Source organism: Legionella septentrionalis, from assembly GCF_003989745.1.
GTDB classification, from domain to species: domain Bacteria; phylum Pseudomonadota; class Gammaproteobacteria; order Legionellales; family Legionellaceae; genus Legionella_A; species Legionella_A septentrionalis.
The window spans coordinates 55159-73744 of sequence record NZ_RZGS01000002.1; the positions used below are offsets into that span (position 1 = coordinate 55159).

Genomic DNA, 18586 nt, shown 5'->3' on the forward strand with positions numbered 1-18586 from the left:
TCTTATCGCGGATGCACAGAGCTTGTGTTGAAAACGTAAGACTTGCTCATTTAAGGCACCCGGTTCACCCCTTAAGGAGCGAATCGCGGATTTGCATACTCGCATAGGCTGGCATGGGATTGCGTATTTTATTCGCAATCTCATGAGAACCTGTACGCTTTAAATCAATAGACATAGGGTGCAACGGTATCAAGACACTTTATCAGCTTTTTCTTGTTGATATTTATGCAACAATTTTTCTACCTCGGCTGTATAATGACGTGATTCATTACTTGCTGGCATGTTCTCTTCTTCAGCAACTTGTCTTAATTCGATATCATCCAACCAATTTGTCAAAAGTTTAATTTTATCATCAATGGATAATTCAGCGTCATTTTCAACTTCAAAAGGATGCTTGTAGAATTTAAGCGGATTGGCAATTTTTTCCAGATTTTTGTCCATAGACTGTCCTTTATTATCCGGTAGTTTCACTTAAAGTTTAGTAAAGAAGAATAATTATAAAGAGGTTTTATTGTCCTATTCCCCCCATAAATGCCCATTTCATTGCCTCTTTTTGGGATAATTCAACTTTCGTGACTGCATCTTTAGGTACATAGACGGTATAACCGCCAATTTGATAACTCATCGGCAGATACACTGAAATTAATGTATCGTCGCCGATGCCGGCAGGCGCCTTATCAAAGCTGGTGCGCGTTACAATGCCAAGGACTTTAATATTCAACGCTTTAAAATGAACCATGACCACGTCTTCGCCATCTGGTTTGGTAGGAGAGGTCAGATATTTAATGAAGGTTTGAATTGCCTGATAGACATCGCCAATAATAGGTAGCCGGCTCATAAAACGCTGTACAACGAATGCCATATGCCGGGTTATATAAGTTTGCAGCAATAAACCGGTTAAAAACACGATTAATAAAGCGGTTAACAATCCCATTCCAGGGACGTAATAAGTTCCCAAGATTTTTTGGAGAACCTGGCTGGAAATGGCTTCGATGCTTTGTAGCAACCAAAATATAAAATAAAGCGTAAGATAGAAAGGCAGCAAAGTAAGTAAGCCTCTCCAAAATAACGAAATGATTTTGTGTTTTGAATACATCCTTTTCTCGCAAGCAATGAAATCCTTTCAGTATAAAAGCATTGGTAACAGTGTTTTTGCAAGTTTTGCTTTCATTTAATGGCTGCATAGCGATGCATAAAGCGTTAACATTGTGAAGAACATAAGCTTGCACCGGCTTGCCTAGATAAAAAAATAAGTCGCGTAAATAGCATGGACCAAAAGATGGCTAAAAAATTAAGCTATATTGCGCATTAAATAGAGTTAAAAGTCAGGTTACAATACTTTCTTTTTTTAGTTTCTCTATGAAATTTACAATTGACCCAAGAATCTTATGCAGTTCTTTTGAATTAGGCGACTGGCCACTTTCAAGTATTTTATTGAAAGACAATGTTAATTTTCCATGGCTTATCCTGGTGCCACGCGTTAAAGCTATTCAGGAAATTTGGCAATTGTCAGCATCGCAACGCCACACGCTCATGGATGAATTGCACGCGGCTTCTACTATTGTCCAGGATGTATTTAAGCCTAATAAATTAAATATAGGGAGCTTGGGTAATATCGTTTCGCAATTACATGTCCACGTAATAGGTCGCTTTATAAATGACGATTTATGGCCGCATGGTGTCTGGCAAGCCGCGCAAACTGTTGTCGCTTATCCTGAAACTACCCGCGGACAAATCATTGATGAATTAAGGATAAGAGTGGCTCAGGCTTTTATATTGCGCTAAAGGTTCCTGGTCGGGGAATATTTCCGCCAAAGATACCGAGAAGCCGTCTTCGCGCACAATTCGTGCGTGCGAGCGTTTCAATTGCCTTGGCTCATCCACCCCACAGGAATGACAAAGAATAGCCACTTCATCCACCATATTATTGGCGTAGTGATATACCCGTTCTGCTTTGTCTTCCACGACCAAGCCGCGCTGTAAGTGCTTGTTATGCGTGGCAATCCCTGTAGGGCAGGTGTTGCGGTGGCATTTCATCGATTGAACACAGCCTAAAGCAAGCATAAAACCTCGAGCTGAATTAATAAAATCTGCACCAGCACAGAGCGCCCAAGTGACTTCTGCTGGCGTAATCAATTTACCGCTCGCAATCACTTTAATTCGTTCGCGCAAATGATAAAGGACAAGAAAATCAACCAGCTTGGGTAATGACTCATCAATTGGGATGCCCATGTAATCCATTAAACCTTGTGGTGAAGCCCCGGTGCCGCCATCGGCGCTATCCAGCGTGATGAAATCAGGGGCACAAGGGATCCCGCGCTTGTGAATCGTTTGACATAATTCGTGCAGCCAGTCATAGCTACCCAATACAAATTTGCATCCTACTGGTTTTCCAGTTATTTCGCGCACATGGTTAATGACATCGAGCAGTTCTTCCACATTACTGATATCAATATGTCGGCTTGGGCTGATGGAATCAACGTGCACTGGTATCCCGCGGATTTTGGCTATTTCCTCAGTTACTTTTATTGCTGGCAGAATACCACCTTTGCCAGGTTTAGCACCTTGACTTAGTTTAATTTCGAACATTTTTATGCAGTCAATTTGTGCGTATTCGCGCAATTTTTTATCCGATAATTTGCCGTCCAGATCACGAAAACCATATTTAGCTGTACCTATCTGCGCAACAATATCGCATCCGGATTCCAAGTGATACGGTGCGATGCCGCCTTCACCTGTGTTTAGCCAACATCCGGCCATTTTAGCCCCCCGGCCCAAAGCCTGTATTGCCGGTTTTGAAATCGCACCATAACTCATAGCCGAAATATTAAAAAAATGCGTGGTAGTATATGGTTTGGCGCAGAAAGGGCCTATCGTTACGGCACGGATATGTGCTTTATCTGTTGCCAGCGGCGGAAAGGGCGCATTTACGAAATAAACCGTGCCAGTATTATTCAAAGGGCGGGTAGAGCCGAAACCTAGCGTTGTATCTACATTTTTAGAGGCGCGATATACCCAGTTGCGTTCCGCGCGGTTGAAAGGCAGCTCTTCGCGATCGCCTGCAAAAAAGTATTGGCGGAAAAACTCTCCCAAATATTCACCGACATAACGGAAATGGCCGATAACTGGATAATTGCGTAAGATGGTGCGCTTCTTCTGGTTTCTATCATAAAGATACAAACTGATGAGAAACAAGAGGGTGCTCACTGAAATAATCAGCCAAATTAATTCACCAAGCTCCCAAGCCCTTAAAAAGAAAATAACCCTAGGTTTAATACTCACAGGTGCGTGATCCACAAAAATCCTTTTATGAAGAACATGATGCAAATCTTACCTTGGGATTTTAGACAAATGCCATAGTTATTTATGCTTTTCATTTTATGTTAAAAATATCGTCTGTTTGACATAAAGGCGATCAACAATTTGGGTCGTGGTGTATAATTAATACAAAGAGACAAAAAGGAGGGCTTGTCATGGCACTCAATATGTCATTAGCGAATCATTTACTGATTGCAATGCCCTCACTAAATGATCCTAATTTCAAAAGAGCAGTTGTCTATGTTTGTGAGCATCATGCGCAAGGGGCAGTAGGGCTTATGATTAATCGCCCTATGCAGTATCCTTTGGGAATTGTGTTTGATCAACTGCAGATTCAACCTAAGCGCAGTGAACGCAGCCTCATGCCACTATTGTTTGGGGGGCCCATGCAGCCCGATCGCGGTTTTGTCATTCATAGACCTTTCGGAGATTGGCGTTCCAGTCTTCTTTTGAGAGATGATGTGACGGTGACCACTTCAAATGATATCATTCGCGCTATTGCAGAAGAGCATGGACCTAAGGACGTATTGGTTACCTTAGGTTATACAGCTTGGGGAGAAAATCAGATAGAAAAGGAAATCATGGAAAATTCCTGGCTAGTTTGCCCGAGTACCCCCGAATTGTTATATGATGTGCCATTTGAAGAACGCTGGGAATATGCAGGTTTGACAATTGGCGTAAAAATGAGTGAATTAACGTCTAGCGTGGGCCATGCGTGAAGGTATTTATCTTGGGTTTGATTTTGGGTTTAAGCGCATAGGAGTCGCCGTTGGGCAATCGCTTACCGGGAATGCTTCACCGCTTGCAACCATTGAAGCGCAGCAGGGCGTGCCTCGAAACTGGGATTTTATTCGCAAACTTATTCAGGAATGGCGACCATTGGCCTTGATTGTCGGATTACCCACTTGTATCGACGATAGTGAACTTTACACTACCGAAGCAGCGCGCAATTTTGCCCACCAATTGAAAGATCGTTTTTCCCTGCCGGTGCATCTTGTTGATGAACGGCTTTCTACCGTGGAAGCCCGTGCTCATTTGTTTGAGCAAGGTGGATATCGTAAAATTAAAAAATCAGAAATTGACAGCATTGCGGCCTGCATCATTTTGGAACAATGGCTGCAGCATTCCTGGTGAGTAGACATGAAACATTTTCTTGAAATAAACCAGCTCAGCCGTGGCGGAGCCAAGCATCTTATTGAGCGGGCATTTGCATTAAAGCACAGCAGTATTCAGCCTGCCTACCCTCTTACTACTGTGGCGAATCTTTTTTATGAAAACAGTACGCGTACACGCGTCAGTTTTGAAATGGCCGCAAGACGCTTAAGCATGCCTGTGATTAATCTTGACTTACAAAATTCTTCCGAGAGTAAAGGCGAAACGCTCACAGACACTATTGCCAACCTCGCAGCCATGGGCATTGCCGGCTTTGTTATACGCCATAGCGAAGAAGGGTTGCCAAAGCGCATTGCCGAACAATTTGACCGTAAAATTCACGTAATCAATGCAGGCGATGGCAAGCATGAACATCCAACCCAAGCGATGCTGGATATGATGACCATCATGGAGCAAAAACCTTATGTCGATCAAATTAAAATCGCCATCGTTGGAGATTTACGCCATTCGCGTGTTGCCAATTCCATGCAGAATTTGTGCAAGCTGTTGCAAGTAAAGGAATTGGTTTTGGTAGCGCCCTCCCTTTGGCTGCCAGAGAAAATCCATCATGGTCGCACAACCACTTCCTTGCAGGAAGGGATTGCTGATGCGGATGTAGTGATTTGTTTGCGCGTGCAAAAAGAACGTTTAAAAACAGGGGAAGAGTTGGATTTTGCCCGCTACCATCGCGATTATGCAATCACTGCAAATACGGTTAAATATGCCAAAGCTGATGCCATGGTTATGCATCCTGGCCCTATCAATCGGGGAGTAGAACTTGATAGCGAGGTAGCAGATAGTCCTCAAGCCTTTATCTTGAAACAAGTACAAAATGGCGTATTTATGCGCATGGCTATCCTGGAAGCTTTGATGCAGCACGCATCGTAAATCTACCCAGGCATTTTAAAGATTTGCCTGAAAGATAAAGCTTGTTGCAAATCTACCAAAGTGACGGGTTCGGCACGCCTTATGTCCGCAATAGTGCGCGCTACTTTCAACAAACGATGAAAGGCACGGGCAGATAATTTTAGTTTATGCATGACTTGAAACAAAAAATCTTGTTCCTGTGTATTCAATGCACATACCCGCTCACAATCTTTTGCGCCTAGCTGGGCATTGATGCAGCCTTGCCGGTGCATTTGTCTCAACCGTACCTCGGCTACAAGTTCTCTTATTGCTAAGCTTTCTTTGCCAGGCGATGTATTAGGCTTAATAAGTTCTTCTTCGCTCAGGGCTTGCACAGTGATGTGCATGTCAATCCGGTCTAACAAAGGTGCTGATAGCTTGCCTAAATAACGGTTAATGCGCTCGGGAGTACAATAACATGTCGCCTTGGCATTACCCCATTGTCCACAAGGGCAAGGGTTCATCGCGGCCAGTAATTGAAACCGGGCTGGAAAATCAGCGTGTGTGGTCGCTCTTGAGATGCAAATACGTCCCGATTCCAATGGCTCACGCAAGGTTTCAAGTACGTGGCGATGGAATTCGGGAAGTTCATCCAAAAATAAAATTCCATGGTGAGCCAGGGAAATTTCACCGGGTTTTGGCGGATTGCCTCCTCCCACCAGCGCAACTGGGGATGCAGTATGATGCGGCGAACGGAAAGGGGGTTGGCGCCAATTGGTAAAATCAGGCGAGCGGCCGCGGATGGATTGAATGGAAGCGCACTCTAGCGATTGTTCTTCTGACAGATCAGGGAGCAGCGTGCTAAAACGGGTTGCCAACATGGTTTTGCCGCTCCCCGGCGGCCCGCTTAATAAAATACTGTGGCCTCCGCAAGCGGCAATTTCCAAAGCACGTTTTGCATGCTGTTGCCCTTTTATATCAGACCAATCCAGGTGGGCATCATTGCGAACAATTTCCGGCTTGGCGGGTAGCTTGGGCAAAGGGATGCCCTGGCATAGATACCCGCATGCCGCGCGAAGATTGCATGCAGCCGAGACGCACTCTGAACCAACGAGCGCTGCTTCCTCTGCATTTGCGTAAGGGATCAGCAATTGCTGTTGGTCGCGGTGAGCCGCTAAGACGGCTGGAATGATTCCTGCTATTCTGCGCAAGCTGCCATCCAAAGCCAATTCGCCGATAAACTCGTGTCCTTTGAGCTTCTCCATGGGCAATTGTCCCGAAGCTGCAAGAATGCCAATTGCAATAGGAAGGTCAAAGCCGCTGCCTGTTTTAGGAAGATCAGCGGGGGCTAGATTGACTGTGATTTTACGGCATGGAAATTCAAATTGGCTGTTTATGATGGCACTGCGCACTCGATCCTTACTTTCTTTTACCGCTGTTTCGGCAAGACCGACGAGGGTAAATGCTGGCAACCCGTTGGATAAATGGACTTCTACAGAAACGGCTTGCGCGTGAATACCGATGCTGCTGCGCGTCCTTATAATCGCTAAGCTCATGATAATAATTATTTTTGAGGTTGGAAAAGTTATTCTACTGAAACCGCACAAGCGCGTCGAGGGAGTAGGTAATTATTTTTCTTTTGTTTGTTTTGCCAGCAATGTATTTACTTGCTGTTGTAAAGCATCCAGTTTTTCACGGGTACGGGCTAACACTTTAGTTTGCACGTCAAATTCATCGCGTGTTACCAAATCCATATGGGTAAATGCAGATTGCAGAATTTCCTTGAATTTTTGTTGAATCTCATTTTCAAAATTTTGTAAACTGCTAGGTAATGAAGAGTATAATTTTTTTGCTAAATCCTCAAATTGTTTAGGGTCAAACATACAAACTCCAATAATTATTTTTCTAGAGTCTAGCAAAATCAAACTAGATGAGCTATCAATAATCGTTTTTAAGGTAAGCAATGAAAATGATCACAGCAATCATCAAGCCATTTAAGCTCGATGATGTACATGAAGCCCTAATGGAAATCGGAATTCCTGGCATTACTATTTCAGAAACCCGTGGATTTGGCCGGCAAAAAGGACATACTGAACTCTATCGTGGCGCTGAGTATGTGGTAGATTTTCTGCCGAAGATAAAAATTGAATTGGCTTTGCCCGATAATATGGTAGAGGCAGCAATTGATGCAATTTGTAAAGCTGCATACACGGGCAAAATCGGTGACGGTAAGATTTTTGTTTATGATTTGGAGCAAGCAATCCGAGTCCGCACCGGCGAAGTAGGCGAAGATGCCTTAAGTTAAGCTTTAAAGTACATCCCATCTTCTCCACGTTTTGCTGCAGAAGATGGGATATTTGCATGTCACTATGCTTCGCCCAACTTTAAAATAAACTCCCATTCTTCTGCAGTGACTGGCAATACAGATAACCGATTTCCCTTCCGCACCACAGGCATTTTTTCTAATTCCCGATGTCGCTTAAGCTCATCCAAAGAAATAAGGTGGGTAAATTTTTTTTTGAAACGCACATCTACCATGTACCAGCGCGGGTTTTCAGGCGTGCTTTTAAGATCTGGATGCTCGCTTGTTGGATCGTAAGCCGTATAATCCGGGTAGGGTTTGCTGACAATTTCGGCTATGCCAATAATCCCAGGTGGATTGCAATTGGAATGATAAAAAAAAGCTAAATCGCCAGGATTCATACCATCCCGGATGAAATTACGCGCTTGATAATTGCGTACTCCATCCCATGGTGTTGTTTGCTCAGGAGCATTGCGCAGATCATCAATGCTAAAGCAATCAGGCTCAGATTTTAAAAGCCAATAGTGACGAGTCATGGTTTACTCCAATAAATATCTTGTTCGGTCGCTATAACATTCAAAGTGATGTCCCACGGTTGCGCAGGAATGGAAGGTACGCATTGAAACGCATAGGCTACCCCGATCAGTAAAGGCTTATGACAATTTGCCAAAGTGCGATCGTAACAACCAGCTCCCATGCCTAAACGGTGGCCTTGCTTATCCAATGCTACCGCCGGAATTAAAATAATATCGAGTTCTTTGGCTACAAAGGGCGTTTGCGTTCCAGGTGCAGGTTCAAGGATACCCAAATTATTTTTTATCAATGTTGTCGTGGCATCAGCAGGCAAAAAAGATAACGAATCATCTTTTTTATGAATTGGAAAATAACATTTTTTTCCTTGTTGCATTGCCGTTTTCCATAAATGCTGCAAGGATGCTTCACCATTTATCGCAAAATACAAGCCAATGCGTGAGGCTGCCAGATAAGGTGGAAATTGCAGCAAGTTCTCACAAATTTTATAAGAGGTAATTTCTTGGTAGTCGGCAGATAAATTTTTCCGCACCAAGCGATACGCATCCCTTAATTTCCGTCTGGTTTCCTCGCTCATGCTTTGCACACCCGTTTTTAACGCACAGAATTATTACGTGTGGCATCTTGAAGTTCAAGTTTTAATTAAGTTAGAAATCTACTAGGCAAATGAAAAAAAATCAGGTATATAGCTTGCAAAATTAAATAGGTTCCACTGGATAGGGTGGAGTAATGGTTTCTTAGCCTATTAAAGGGGATAGTATGAATCGCGAACTATTTGATGATGAAGAAGAAAAAGATTTAATAGCAGAAGATGAATTTGTTGATCCAGAGGAAATCATTGTCGACACGGTTTCCAGTGCCCGCAAGCGTTGGGAAGAGTTGCTGGAAAAGCGGAGATTGGATGAAGATTTAAGAGAAGTATTCGAAGATTTGGATTAATTTTACGCTGCATCATTAATCCGCATCAAGGTTCGCTGTCAAATGCTTTTGCTCGGTGACAGCGAATGAATCAAGCTTAAGTAATGCAATATTGCTGCCAGCAAGGATTGCATGCTGCATTCGATTTTTATTTTCCTTTGCCCAGCGTTATTTTTTTATAAATTTGGTATACCCCTAATAACAATAGAATGATGCCTATTCCAAGTAAACCTGAATAGCGGTAAATGCTACTGGAGTGTGTCATGAGCGTCATGCCGAGATGGCCGCAATAAGTATAAATAATTTCCAAAGGGATTAGAAAAATGACAGTGGCCCACATGTATTGGGTAAATTTTATACGGGTTAGTCCCAATCCATAATTTACAAGACTAAAAGGAACCACGGGTAATAAGCGAAGTATTGCCACAAATTGCCAACCACGTTCCTCAACTCCGAGGATAAATTTATTAATCCGTTTTTGATTTATGCCGATCAATTTATCGCTAACCAGATGCCGACTGATGCAAAATGCACAAGCAGCGCCAAGCGTGGCGCCGAGCAAATTATAAATTATCCCTAGAAATGGGCCGAAAATGGCGCCTCCTGCCAAAGTAAGCATCATGGTTGGCAGAAAGAAAATAGTAGCAAAGCAATACAGAACCAGAAACAAAATAGGTGCAATCCATCCTAACTTCGTTATCCACTCTATTAGAAGGGACACATTTTGTTGAAAGATAATTGCGCAGCCAGTAATCACTACTATGGCCAGTGCAAGGTAGCGTCCGTTCATATGTGAGTATAAATAAGCTGCATGCGCGTACTTTATTACAGGAAAATTTTTGAGGCAAGTTTACCATTCTTAATAAAACCTTAATTTTTACATTATAAAATGGAAAAACTTGGGGCAAAAAGTGAGATATTATGAGCAGCACAAGTCGTATGTTAAATCGAATGGGTGCTTCTTCTTCTACTCAAAATACTTTTAAAGAAGAAAAAACGGCATCTTTGACGGCTACAGAAGCTTCTTTAAAAACAGCTAAATCCAATTTTTCTATGGAAAAACCTGAACCTAATCCTGCTGAAATCTTGGCGAATTGCCTAAGCCCAAGTTTCAAGAAACGTTTGCAGCCAAACGATACTAAGTAATACTGCCATCCTTAGATTTAAGTTTCCGCGCTTGCATTACCTTGCCTGCGCGATATACTTTTATTATATATTTGAAAAGGGTTAGGTTATGGCTAGTGGTGGTTTTTCTTCTACAGCTCATTGGCGCGATTCAGCCCGAAGTGCTCGCTTTTTCATGGTAGACGCACGGGCAGCATTTCCAATTTTTCTCTTTCTAATGCACATTCGCATTTGGACCGGGATATTAGTCATCGTATCTGCTTTATTTTTTGGCATACTTGAGCATTATGGATTTACAGTGCCTGTTTTTTTACGCTGGTTAAGGACTTTTTTGGCAGGTCCCATTAGGTCTTCCCAACCCTGGTGGCGCAGATGAAACCTGATATTAGCAAAAGCATGTCTTTAATAGCCGCCAGTTTGAATGCTAAATTTTATTTAAATGACCGTTTTGTCAGTTTTGATGAGGTTTTTGCTTACACTGGTCTTTTACCTGCCATTGCGCGTAGAGCGGATCAATTATGTTCTTTGTGCCTTGGATATGGTTTAGGGATATCATTTGAAGAAGCTGAGGGCTCGCTCTTAGGCTCTCGTGTGGTGTTTGATGATGTAACACCCAACGTTTTGCGTCTCTTGTGTATGACGGATGTGGTTAATGAGCTTATCCAAGGAGGGCCCAGCAAGGATTATACGCCTTTAGACGAGTTAATGTACGACTGACGGCATTAATAAAAATGTAAAAAAATTGCAAATTAAGCTTAATTGCAGATTAAAGTAACCAATATTCTGTTAGTCTACTTCTATGTAGCAGATGTATTTTTCAGGGGGTTTTATGGCTAGCAGCAATCATGAGAAAAGCGTATGGGCTCATCGCCGCGAAACCTTTTTTGCTCAGGATAAATCTGAGCGCATTACTCAGGGATATTTACATGCCGAAGTCGAGGGGCCTGTGCAACAGCTTAAAAATAAAGTTGAGCAGATGGTTGCTTATCGCCCCGCTGCTGTACTTGAAGCAGCGCTAGAAGCTCTGAACCATTTATCAATCAGAATAAAAGAAATTAAAAATGCTGGTCCAGATATGAGTCTTGACAGCAATGCTGCCTCCAAATCCCCCTATGGTGGATTGTCTAAACAAAATTTATCAAGCCTTGGAAAGAACACCGAACCGGCACCGGAATCATCAGAGCCATCTCCGCAAAAGCCTGGATTTTAGCTGTCCAATTTGTATTTCAAAAGAAAAGATAAGCCAATCTGCATACTTGTTGATTGGTGTTATACTCTATAATAAGATGAAAAAAAAATATGCAATTCTTGTTTGATCACATTCATGATCAAATGTTCGATTATAACGTGTGACTAGAACCAACGTAATAAGCATTCCGTATGAAAGATGAATTATCGGCACAACAAGCAGAAGCTGTTTTACAAGCCTTGGATGAAACCCTTGCAAAAGGGCCTTGGGAGGAGTCTAATTTTCTTAGAGTAATTGGTAAAAACTTGCGGGAAATACGCGAAAAATTTGCCCATCATTTGGATTCATCTCAGGATAAAGTAAAAATGGCAGCACATTTGGCTAACCGCATCGCACTACGCAGCGGTCAGCAAGAAATTTTTATTGGTCTTTACTCTGCGGATGGAAATAATATTTATTCTTGGGAGCGAATCGTTGCCAATTTACCAAGACAAATGATTTCTCGTCCAATTTATGCAGAAGAGAAAGACATCAAAGAAATCATCAAAACGAAAGAAAATAAGGTGAATGAAGCTTATGTCTCGATTTATGTGAATCAAAACGATATTCTCCCTTTAGCACCAGACAAAATTCCAAGAGATAAATTAGGTAAACCGTTGCTCTCATTAAAAGATAAATCCTTAAACCTGGATAATATCAATCGCTTTATTCACATATCTGGCATTTATAAGTATGCAGGCGGACGTTTAGTAAAAAGTACTGGGCAAGAAATTGATTAAATAATTTTCAATGTTGACTGTTTCTGGCGGAAATTGCCCTTCAGTGTCGCAAAACCAGGAAATCAGTATATACTTTATTTAGATAATCTTCCTAAAAATCGCACATGGCACAACAAGCACAACAACCCGGCAGTGGTGATAATTCGCTGGCACCCGTATGGATTATGGTGCTTTTATTATTAACGCTATACATAGTTTGGTATGTAGCGCATGAGTATATTGTTGCCTTCATTTTTCATATCAATATTTTGCAAGCAAAACTGGTTAGCTTTCTTACTGGTGGAACGCAGCTTGCCAATGAAATTTATTTAATGCAAACCATTGATCCTGCGACTGTCAAGTGGAATCAATTGATTGATCTTACCCGCAGTGTGGGAAATTACGTGCGCTATCCCATCGCAGCGGTTCTTATCGTTCTGGCATTCTTTCTCTATCGTTCCAATATTACGCTTAAATTTCGAAAAACGTATGATATGCGCTCTTTACGGGCACAAGAACAATACAATTGGCCTGCCATTATGCCTGTGGTAAAAGAAGATTTAGTAGGCATGGATATTAATAAAGGCCCATGGGCAATGGCTTTAACGCCAATGGAGTTTGCGCGCCGGTTCAAATTACTTAAAAAAGAAGATGCCTTACTGGATAATCCTTTGCCTGGCCAGGAAATGACAGCGGGCATTCGGCGTGGGGATGCCAAACGCATTTTTACTCTGCAGCTGGGTCCCTATTGGGATGGTTTTGAACGCTGTCCGCCTCATGCACAAGCTTTAGCAGCTGTTTTTATGGCAAGAATAAATCGCGACAGAAATTCTGCGGTTAAAATTTTGGAATCCATCGATAGGACTTATGCAGAAGGCAAACCTGATTACAGCGTTGCCATTGCTATACTTAAGAAGTATCAAAATACGGAAATTGTGCAAAGAATTGTGGCAAAACATGCGTATTTATTAACGGTTATGGCTTCTTTGCTGCAGAGCGCACGCGATGACGGAGTAGTGCCTACTTCTGAATTTTTATGGTTAAAACCTGTCGATCGGCGTTTATGGTATATGCTTAATTGTGTAGGCCGGCAAACCCCTTTCGTGGAAGTTGGCGGTCCTTTTGCCCATTGGCGAGCAGAACAAGCCATGGGACGACGTTCTCTGGTGCCTATGATAGACGAGGCGATTAAGGCGCTGGAGATTGCGGTTAAAGAAGTGAAGTTATCGCCTCAAGAATTGCAGGAGTTGCAGCCATGATGCGAGGCATAGATTCACGTCATGAAATTGATCCTACCCTGCTTTTGCGGGATACCCGTACCATTGGGCAGCGTTTGGGTGATTTTTTTTCCGATCCAACCAATGTTTCCATTATCCTGGTTTCGATGGCTGCCGTCGCCTATTATTTATCTGAAGTTGCCTTGGTAACGTTTATTCTAGGTATTTTATCGTTTACTTATACTTTCACACGCAAACAAACTTTACCGTTTCGTTTGCCAAAAATTGCCCGTGTTAAAGATTACAATGATTTAAAACCCGGTATCAAAAAACCTAATATGGCGAGAGGCATTGCGTTTTTCGGGAATGATCGTAAAACCAATGAAGAATTATGGTTCGCTAATGATGATATGCGTACGCATGCCCTTATTTTCGGCTCAACCGGTAGCGGTAAAACCGAAACGCTGGTTTCCATCGCATTTAATGCTTTAGTGCAGGGAAGTGGTTTTATTTATGTTGATGGAAAAGGGGACAATTCTTTATACGCAAAAGTTTTCTCCATGGTACGCAGCATGGGGCGTGAGGATGATTTATTATTAATTAACTTTATGACGGGTGCCCGCGACATTATTGGTCCGCAGGAAAAACGCTTATCAAACACGTTAAACCCTTTTTGTCAGGGTTCTTCCAGCATGCTTACCCAGCTTGTTGTAAGCTTGATGGGGGGCGCAAGCCAATCCTCGGATGGCGATATGTGGAAAGGCAGGGCGATTGCCTTCGTGGAAGCGCTCATGCGATTGCTGGTCTACATGCGCGATGAGGGCGCCATACTTTTAGATGCTGATACTATCCGTAATTATTTTGATTTGCAGCGGCTTGAAACGATTGTGATCGATAAAATTTTCCCGCGTGATGATCAGGAAAGCATTAATATTGAGTCGATTCCCAAAGTCGTGACTGATCCTTTGCGTAACTATTTAAATACTCTACCTGGATACAACAAAGAAAAAAAAGGCAAGCAAGTTTCGCAAGTATTTGAGCAGCATGGTTTTATTACCATGCAATTGGTAAGGGCTTTTTCATCTCTGGCTGATACCTACGGTCATATTGTGCGTACAAACCTAGCGGAGGTAGATTTTAAAGACGTCGTATTAAACAGAAGAATCCTGGTGGTTTTATTACCCGCACTGGAAAAATCTCCTGATGAATTATCGAACCTAGGCAAAATTATTGTTTCGTCATTAAAAGCGATGATGGCTGCCGGTTTGGGTGAAGAAGTTGAAGGGGATTATCGCGATGTGATCGAGCGAAAGCCGACCAACGCTCCTACGCCATTTATTTGTGTTTTGGATGAATATGGTTATTATGCCGTGCAGGGGTTTGCCGTAGTACCGGCACAGGCACGTTCTCTGGGGTTTTCGGCTATCTTTGCCGGACAAGATTTACCTGCTTTCCAAAAAGCGTCCAAAGAAGAAGCCGCTTCCATTGGTGCAAATACAAACATCAAAATATGTATGAAGCTTGAAGACCCATCTGAAACTTGGGACTTTTTTACCAAAACGGCAGGTGAAGCATACGTTACCAAAGTGGATTCATTCCAGACGAAAGATACGGCAGTAGTCAATAGTTACATGGATACTAAGAGTTCTTCTTTTGAAAGAAGAGCGCGGATTGATTTGCTGGATTTAAAGGATCAAACGGAAGGTGAAGCTCACATCTTTTTCCGTTCTAAAATTGTCCGTGCGCGCATGTTTTATGCAAATCCTAAACCAGTTAAGCAATTAAAATTAAATCAATTCTTAAAAGTAGAGCCGCCGCCTGATGATTATTTGGCAAAATTACAAAAACAATTGTCTGGATTCCAAAATATCGTAAATAGCGGTGATATCAGCATTGATAAAGAAGTCCACAATGAAGAAATTGCTTTAATCAGCAAGACGCTGCGTGAATCAAAAATTGCCGATCCGATTGAACGTGGAGTAGCTGCTTTATTAGCTTTCCATAGCCATAATGAGCCTGAAAAAGTCGAAGAGTTGATTGAAGAAGAAGTTGCTGGAACATTAACCATATTTACTAAACTTCATTATCCGGCAAATGCCCCAGAATTGCTTGTGAAAGATGTTGAACGTTTTGCAAAACCGCTGTTGTCAATTAATGAAACGCGTGATTATATGATGGCGATCGAACGATTAAGCGGTGAAAAAGATAAATTGGCTGGCAGCATTGCCAATGAGCTGATTAAAGACTTCCAAATGGCTACTTCTTATCCACCTACTGAACGCGATATCATCGATGCTCCTGAGTTGACGCAAATTGCTCAATCGCTTTCAGCCCAATTTAGCGAAGCACGAACAAAAGCAAAAAATAAGAGCGAGGAAACCGTATAAATTAGAATTTTCCGCAGGGGATTTCTTGTCCAAATTAAATTCAATATATTGTAATTTTTTGCATAAGCGGGACAAATTTTAACTTATTACTTGTAACGCAATGATTTGTATGTTTTTATTTCTTAGAATAAATTTTCTGATGCTAAATCCCTAACACGAAGTGCAAAGCGGTTGATTTTTGCAAGCAGGTAAAGTTAATGAAAAAAAATAAGCAATGCAACGCAATAAATCAATGGTCATTAACAAATATTCATGCAAGTATCAGCAAGATTCCATTTTTTTTATTAATGCTCGCTTTCGTTTTATTATCGAGCTGTTGGAATCGCCGAGAACCTCCGCTTTCAACTTCTCCAGTTTTACCCTATAAAGTAGCAGGTGCTGCAGATGCTGCTATTATGGCTATGCAAAAGCAATTCAACAAAGCAGGGATTCAAGTGATATCTTTGGGCCAGGATTATTTGATAAGCATCCCTTCCTCGGCTTTATTTGCAAACCATTCGCCACGTTTGTTATGGGAAGGGCATGGCTTGCTCAATGATGTGGCGTGCTACTTGAAGCAATTCCGTAAGATCAGCGTCAATGTTACCGCCTATAGCAATAAATGCGGCTCACCACAGCGGGAGCGCGCACTAACCTTGGCAAGGGCGCGTGCGGTCGGTGATTATTTATGGTCACAGAATATTGATAGCCGTTTCATCTTTACACACGGGTTGGGTAGTGATAAACCTATAGTTGGATTTGACCAGGGTGGTGATCAATCGCCAAATTCAAGAATTGAAATAACTTTCCGAGATGCAGTTGCCTAAGTGGAGAAAAAATGAGTCGAGAAACTTGGAATTTAATTAAGAATTCTAAAGGCTTCTACATCAACACATACCGCCGAGCTGGTAGCGTGCTTTTTTTGTCCATGATTTTAAATTTGCTGCTGACTCTTGCCATTTATTACACTTATTTCAATCGTTCTGAGCCCGATTTTTATGCTTCAAACGGGATAACGCCGCCTGTGCAATTAACGCCTTTGGATAGTCCGAATTACACGTCTGTACCTTTGCTTGCAGACGATGATCAGGAAAGTGCTGCCAATATAAATAAAACGATACCTCAATAGTAGGAAATATTATGGCTCAAGATGCTTTGACCGCAGTTGCAATGAGAAATGCGTTTTATCGCGATGGTCAACGGAAAATTATACTGGTTTTATTAATTTCTCTGCTTGCAAATTTAGTGCTTGCTTCCATGCTTTTATACATCATTTTGAATCCGCCTGCGCCCAAATATTTTGCAACGAGTATTAACGGCCGGATTACCCCTTTGTTTCCATTAAATCAACCCAACCAATCGGATTCAGCTGTGTTGCAATGGGCGAACCAGGCTGCCATTGCTGCATTTACCTATAACTTTGTCAATTACCGCACTGAATTACAAGCCGCTTCCGGCTTTTTTACTGCGGAAGGTTGGACGCAATTCTTAAATGCTTTGCAAGAATCCAATAACTTGGATGCTGTTAAAGCTAAAAAATTAATCGTGTCAGCAGTAGCAACGAGAGCTCCTATCATTCTGCAGAAAGGAATATTGAATAACCGCTTCTCCTGGCGCGTGCAAATGCCTATTTTGGTGACTTATCAAAGTGCCAGTGAATTTTCTCAACAAAATAATGTGGTCACGATGTTGATTACTCGCATATCCACACTGAATTCGCCCCGAGGCATCGGGATTGCGCAATTTGTAGTGGGGCCCGCCAGTGGAGAGGTGAGTTAATGAGAAGCAAAAAATATATTGTAAAAGCTGTTTTTTTTATTGCTGTATTCTGCTTCTCAATTACTGGTTCCGCTGAGCAGGCGGATTCTGCACAGCAAGCTTTAGAACAATTAAGGATGTTGCAACAGCGTTTATCCACGAGTCCTGAAAGCGAACAAGCAACCGTGGGGCAAGTGGAAACAAATGCCGCAGCAGTTGCCGCCACACCGCGCCCTGCAGCTGCCCCGACAGCTCCACCTCCTGCACCTGCCGCTACTCCTGCAAACAATGCTGGAAGCGATACCGTGACTGCATTAACTCCTGTAGACAAAGAGTCTTTTGACTCCATGGCTTTTGATGAAGTTACCGAACAATTGTTTCCGCTTAATCCGGAACAAATCGTGCGCCTTAAACAAATGCAGCAAACCCAGGAATTTGCTCAAGCCTCACCCGCTGGCACACCTCCGAAACCCACCGCCACGTCACAAATTGTAAATCTTTCTCCTGGTTCAACACCGCCTGTGATTCGTTTATCACAAGGTTTTGTTTCATCTTTGGTGTTTTTGGATTCAACCGGTGCCCCATGGCCTATCAGTGCTTATGATTTGGGGGATCCTTCTTCTTTTAACATTCAATGGGATAAAACGAGTAATACGTTAATGATTCAGGCACTTAAAGTATATACTTACGGAAATCTTGCAGTTCGCCTCCGTGGTTTGAATACACCGGTCATGCTAACGTTAATTCCAGGACAAAAAGCTGTAGACTACCGCGTCGATTTGCGTATTCAAGGATACGGTCCTAATGCAAAGAACATGCCTCTGGAAGTAGGTATTCCACCGGCAGCTAATGATCTTTTATTGAATGTGCTTGATGGGGTTCCGCCTCCCGGCAGTACACGGCTTACCATCAGCGGCGGAGATGCCAGGGCATGGTTGCTAAATGAAAAAATGTATGTGAGAACAAATCTCACGATTTTATCGCCAGGTTGGATAGGGAGTATGACCAGTGCCGATGGTATGCATGCATATGAAATGCAAAAATCGCCGGTTTTATTAGTTTCCTGGCATGGGAAAGTCATGCAGCTTAAGGTAGAAGGGTTATAA

General features: G+C 42.4%; 25 protein-coding genes. 17 read left to right on the plus strand and 8 right to left on the minus strand.

The window, feature by feature from the left end; genetic code table 11:
• Positions 1-189: 189 nt before the first annotated feature.
• Together ELY11_RS01375 and ELY11_RS01380 are read right to left on the minus strand one after the other, a co-directional pair.
• Positions 190-441, minus strand: coding sequence for a hypothetical protein (locus tag ELY11_RS01375; protein ID WP_127032366.1), 252 nt, complete (start codon positions 439-441; stop codon positions 190-192).
• A 67-nt stretch (positions 442-508) separates the two neighbouring features.
• Positions 509-1096 carry a DUF502 domain-containing protein gene (locus ELY11_RS01380; protein ID WP_126954007.1) on the minus strand — a complete coding sequence of 196 codons (588 nt, stop codon included), beginning with the start codon at positions 1094-1096 and terminating at the stop codon, positions 509-511.
• 263 nt (positions 1097-1359) lie between these two features.
• On the opposite strand from ELY11_RS01380, the gene ELY11_RS01385 reads away from it, so the two are divergent.
• A complete protein-coding gene (locus tag ELY11_RS01385; protein ID WP_126954008.1) occupies positions 1360-1785 on the plus strand; it encodes an HIT family protein in 426 nt (141 codons plus the stop codon).
• Here ELY11_RS01385 and ELY11_RS01390 read toward each other — a convergent pair.
• On the minus strand, positions 1747-3297 hold the full coding sequence (locus tag ELY11_RS01390; RefSeq protein ID WP_233579560.1) for an FMN-binding glutamate synthase family protein: 1551 nt from the start codon (positions 3295-3297) through the stop codon (positions 1747-1749). The two genes, ELY11_RS01385 and ELY11_RS01390, sit on opposite strands and share 39 nt — an antisense overlap.
• Before the next feature lie 176 nt (positions 3298-3473).
• Between ELY11_RS01390 and ELY11_RS01395 the strand changes: the two genes are divergently transcribed.
• From ELY11_RS01395 to ELY11_RS01405, 3 genes are read left to right on the plus strand one after another with little or no spacing between them, the layout of a single operon-like run.
• Positions 3474-4037 carry a YqgE/AlgH family protein gene (locus tag ELY11_RS01395; RefSeq protein WP_126954009.1) on the plus strand — a complete coding sequence of 188 codons (564 nt, stop codon included), beginning with the start codon at positions 3474-3476 and terminating at the stop codon, positions 4035-4037.
• Positions 4030-4452, plus strand: a complete 423-nt coding sequence (gene ruvX / locus ELY11_RS01400) for a Holliday junction resolvase RuvX (RefSeq protein ID WP_126954010.1) — start codon at positions 4030-4032, stop codon at positions 4450-4452. The genes ELY11_RS01395 and ruvX overlap by 8 nt, the downstream gene beginning before the upstream one ends.
• Before the next feature lie 6 nt (positions 4453-4458).
• Positions 4459-5358, plus strand: a complete 900-nt coding sequence (locus ELY11_RS01405) for an aspartate carbamoyltransferase catalytic subunit (protein ID WP_127032367.1) — start codon at positions 4459-4461, stop codon at positions 5356-5358.
• Positions 5359-5360: 2 nt separating this feature from the next.
• Here ELY11_RS01405 and ELY11_RS01410 read toward each other — a convergent pair whose 3' ends face one another.
• Complete coding sequence (locus ELY11_RS01410) at positions 5361-6872, minus strand: YifB family Mg chelatase-like AAA ATPase (protein ID WP_127032368.1); 1512 nt, start codon at positions 6870-6872, stop codon at positions 5361-5363.
• A 72-nt stretch (positions 6873-6944) separates the two neighbouring features.
• Positions 6945-7199, minus strand: coding sequence for a ubiquinone biosynthesis accessory factor UbiK (gene ubiK, locus ELY11_RS01415; RefSeq protein WP_126954013.1), 255 nt, complete (start codon positions 7197-7199; stop codon positions 6945-6947).
• Between the two features lie 80 nt (positions 7200-7279).
• Here ubiK and ELY11_RS01420 point away from each other — a divergent pair, with 80 nt between their 5' ends.
• Positions 7280-7621: a P-II family nitrogen regulator gene (locus ELY11_RS01420; RefSeq protein WP_127032369.1), complete on the plus strand. Its 342-nt coding sequence runs from the start codon at positions 7280-7282 to the stop codon at positions 7619-7621.
• Between the two features lie 62 nt (positions 7622-7683).
• Here ELY11_RS01420 and ELY11_RS01425 read toward each other — a convergent pair whose 3' ends face one another.
• On the minus strand, positions 7684-8154 hold the full coding sequence (locus ELY11_RS01425) for an EVE domain-containing protein (RefSeq protein WP_127032370.1): 471 nt from the start codon (positions 8152-8154) through the stop codon (positions 7684-7686).
• The gene (locus tag ELY11_RS01430) at positions 8151-8726 is read right to left on the minus strand and encodes a 5-formyltetrahydrofolate cyclo-ligase (protein ID WP_126954016.1); all 576 of its coding nucleotides are present in this window, start codon (positions 8724-8726) and stop codon (positions 8151-8153) included. The genes ELY11_RS01425 and ELY11_RS01430 overlap by 4 nt, the downstream gene beginning before the upstream one ends.
• Before the next feature lie 182 nt (positions 8727-8908).
• On the opposite strand from ELY11_RS01430, the gene ELY11_RS01435 reads away from it, so the two are divergent.
• Positions 8909-9088, plus strand: a complete 180-nt coding sequence (locus ELY11_RS01435) for a hypothetical protein (protein WP_126954017.1) — start codon at positions 8909-8911, stop codon at positions 9086-9088.
• Between the two features lie 127 nt (positions 9089-9215).
• On the opposite strand, the gene ELY11_RS01440 is transcribed toward ELY11_RS01435, so the two are convergent.
• Positions 9216-9737 carry a TVP38/TMEM64 family protein gene (locus tag ELY11_RS01440; protein WP_233579561.1) on the minus strand — a complete coding sequence of 174 codons (522 nt, stop codon included), beginning with the start codon at positions 9735-9737 and terminating at the stop codon, positions 9216-9218.
• Positions 9738-10006: 269 nt separating this feature from the next.
• On the opposite strand from ELY11_RS01440, the gene ELY11_RS01445 reads away from it, so the two are divergent.
• The 11 genes from ELY11_RS01445 to ELY11_RS01495 all read left to right on the plus strand — a co-directional run bounded on the left by ELY11_RS01445 (position 10007) and on the right by ELY11_RS01495 (position 18586).
• The gene (locus ELY11_RS01445; RefSeq protein WP_127032371.1) at positions 10007-10213 is read left to right on the plus strand and encodes a hypothetical protein; all 207 of its coding nucleotides are present in this window, start codon (positions 10007-10009) and stop codon (positions 10211-10213) included.
• A gap of 88 nt (positions 10214-10301) precedes the next feature.
• The gene (gene icmT / locus ELY11_RS01450; RefSeq protein ID WP_126954019.1) at positions 10302-10568 is read left to right on the plus strand and encodes an IcmT/TraK family protein; all 267 of its coding nucleotides are present in this window, start codon (positions 10302-10304) and stop codon (positions 10566-10568) included.
• Positions 10565-10909 carry a type IV secretion IcmS family protein gene (locus tag ELY11_RS01455; protein WP_126954020.1) on the plus strand — a complete coding sequence of 115 codons (345 nt, stop codon included), beginning with the start codon at positions 10565-10567 and terminating at the stop codon, positions 10907-10909. The genes icmT and ELY11_RS01455 overlap by 4 nt, the downstream gene beginning before the upstream one ends.
• 112 nt (positions 10910-11021) lie before the next feature.
• Positions 11022-11402, plus strand: a complete 381-nt coding sequence (locus tag ELY11_RS01460) for a hypothetical protein (RefSeq protein WP_126954021.1) — start codon at positions 11022-11024, stop codon at positions 11400-11402.
• Positions 11403-11572: 170 nt separating this feature from the next.
• Positions 11573-12160 (plus strand): Dot/Icm secretion system protein IcmQ, encoded by a 588-nt coding sequence (gene icmQ, locus ELY11_RS01465; protein ID WP_126954022.1) that lies wholly within the window; start codon positions 11573-11575, stop codon positions 12158-12160.
• A gap of 104 nt (positions 12161-12264) precedes the next feature.
• Positions 12265-13398 (plus strand): type IVB secretion system coupling complex protein DotM/IcmP, encoded by a 1134-nt coding sequence (gene icmP, locus ELY11_RS01470; RefSeq protein ID WP_126954023.1) that lies wholly within the window; start codon positions 12265-12267, stop codon positions 13396-13398.
• Positions 13395-15743 carry a TraM recognition domain-containing protein gene (locus ELY11_RS01475; RefSeq protein WP_127032372.1) on the plus strand — a complete coding sequence of 783 codons (2349 nt, stop codon included), beginning with the start codon at positions 13395-13397 and terminating at the stop codon, positions 15741-15743. Before icmP ends, ELY11_RS01475 begins: the two co-directional genes overlap by 4 nt.
• A 287-nt stretch (positions 15744-16030) precedes the next feature.
• Entirely contained in the window at positions 16031-16549 is a 519-nt protein-coding gene (gene icmN / locus ELY11_RS01480; RefSeq protein WP_126954042.1) for a type IVB secretion system protein IcmN/DotK, read from the plus strand.
• 11 nt (positions 16550-16560) lie between these two features.
• A complete protein-coding gene (gene icmM, locus ELY11_RS01485) occupies positions 16561-16851 on the plus strand; it encodes a type IVB secretion system protein IcmM/DotJ (protein WP_126954025.1) in 291 nt (96 codons plus the stop codon).
• A gap of 11 nt (positions 16852-16862) precedes the next feature.
• On the plus strand, positions 16863-17501 hold the full coding sequence (locus ELY11_RS01490) for a type IVB secretion system apparatus protein IcmL/DotI (protein WP_126954026.1): 639 nt from the start codon (positions 16863-16865) through the stop codon (positions 17499-17501).
• On the plus strand, positions 17501-18586 hold the full coding sequence (locus ELY11_RS01495) for a DotH/IcmK family type IV secretion protein (RefSeq protein ID WP_127032373.1): 1086 nt from the start codon (positions 17501-17503) through the stop codon (positions 18584-18586). Before ELY11_RS01490 ends, ELY11_RS01495 begins: the two co-directional genes overlap by 1 nt.

Excerpts from the sequence above, each read along its gene's own strand:
- ELY11_RS01395 (WP_126954009.1), top strand. The coding sequence starts at position 3,474 with ATGGCACTCAATATGTCATTAGCGAATCATTTACTGATTGCAATGCCC.
- ELY11_RS01385 (WP_126954008.1), top strand. The coding sequence starts at position 1,360 with ATGAAATTTACAATTGACCCAAGAATCTTATGCAGTTCTTTTGAATTA.
- ELY11_RS01425 (WP_127032370.1), bottom strand. The coding sequence starts at position 8,154 with ATGACTCGTCACTATTGGCTTTTAAAATCTGAGCCTGATTGCTTTAGC.
- ubiK (WP_126954013.1), bottom strand. The coding sequence starts at position 7,199 with ATGTTTGACCCTAAACAATTTGAGGATTTAGCAAAAAAATTATACTCT.
- ELY11_RS01435 (WP_126954017.1), top strand. The coding sequence starts at position 8,909 with ATGAATCGCGAACTATTTGATGATGAAGAAGAAAAAGATTTAATAGCA.
- ELY11_RS01460 (WP_126954021.1), top strand. The coding sequence starts at position 11,022 with ATGGCTAGCAGCAATCATGAGAAAAGCGTATGGGCTCATCGCCGCGAA.
- ELY11_RS01405 (WP_127032367.1), top strand. The coding sequence starts at position 4,459 with ATGAAACATTTTCTTGAAATAAACCAGCTCAGCCGTGGCGGAGCCAAG.
- ruvX (WP_126954010.1), top strand. The coding sequence starts at position 4,030 with ATGCGTGAAGGTATTTATCTTGGGTTTGATTTTGGGTTTAAGCGCATA.
- ELY11_RS01420 (WP_127032369.1), top strand. The coding sequence starts at position 7,280 with ATGAAAATGATCACAGCAATCATCAAGCCATTTAAGCTCGATGATGTA.
- icmQ (WP_126954022.1), top strand. The coding sequence starts at position 11,573 with ATGAAAGATGAATTATCGGCACAACAAGCAGAAGCTGTTTTACAAGCC.
- ELY11_RS01455 (WP_126954020.1), top strand. The coding sequence starts at position 10,565 with ATGAAACCTGATATTAGCAAAAGCATGTCTTTAATAGCCGCCAGTTTG.
- ELY11_RS01410 (WP_127032368.1), bottom strand. The coding sequence starts at position 6,872 with ATGAGCTTAGCGATTATAAGGACGCGCAGCAGCATCGGTATTCACGCG.
- ELY11_RS01430 (WP_126954016.1), bottom strand. The coding sequence starts at position 8,726 with ATGAGCGAGGAAACCAGACGGAAATTAAGGGATGCGTATCGCTTGGTG.
- icmN (WP_126954042.1), top strand. The coding sequence starts at position 16,031 with ATGCTCGCTTTCGTTTTATTATCGAGCTGTTGGAATCGCCGAGAACCT.
- ELY11_RS01495 (WP_127032373.1), top strand. The coding sequence starts at position 17,501 with ATGAGAAGCAAAAAATATATTGTAAAAGCTGTTTTTTTTATTGCTGTA.
- icmP (WP_126954023.1), top strand. The coding sequence starts at position 12,265 with ATGGCACAACAAGCACAACAACCCGGCAGTGGTGATAATTCGCTGGCA.
- ELY11_RS01380 (WP_126954007.1), bottom strand. The coding sequence starts at position 1,096 with ATGTATTCAAAACACAAAATCATTTCGTTATTTTGGAGAGGCTTACTT.
- ELY11_RS01445 (WP_127032371.1), top strand. The coding sequence starts at position 10,007 with ATGTTAAATCGAATGGGTGCTTCTTCTTCTACTCAAAATACTTTTAAA.
- ELY11_RS01375 (WP_127032366.1), bottom strand. The coding sequence starts at position 441 with ATGGACAAAAATCTGGAAAAAATTGCCAATCCGCTTAAATTCTACAAG.
- icmM (WP_126954025.1), top strand. The coding sequence starts at position 16,561 with ATGAGTCGAGAAACTTGGAATTTAATTAAGAATTCTAAAGGCTTCTAC.
- ELY11_RS01475 (WP_127032372.1), top strand. The coding sequence starts at position 13,395 with ATGATGCGAGGCATAGATTCACGTCATGAAATTGATCCTACCCTGCTT.
- ELY11_RS01490 (WP_126954026.1), top strand. The coding sequence starts at position 16,863 with ATGGCTCAAGATGCTTTGACCGCAGTTGCAATGAGAAATGCGTTTTAT.
- icmT (WP_126954019.1), top strand. The coding sequence starts at position 10,302 with ATGGCTAGTGGTGGTTTTTCTTCTACAGCTCATTGGCGCGATTCAGCC.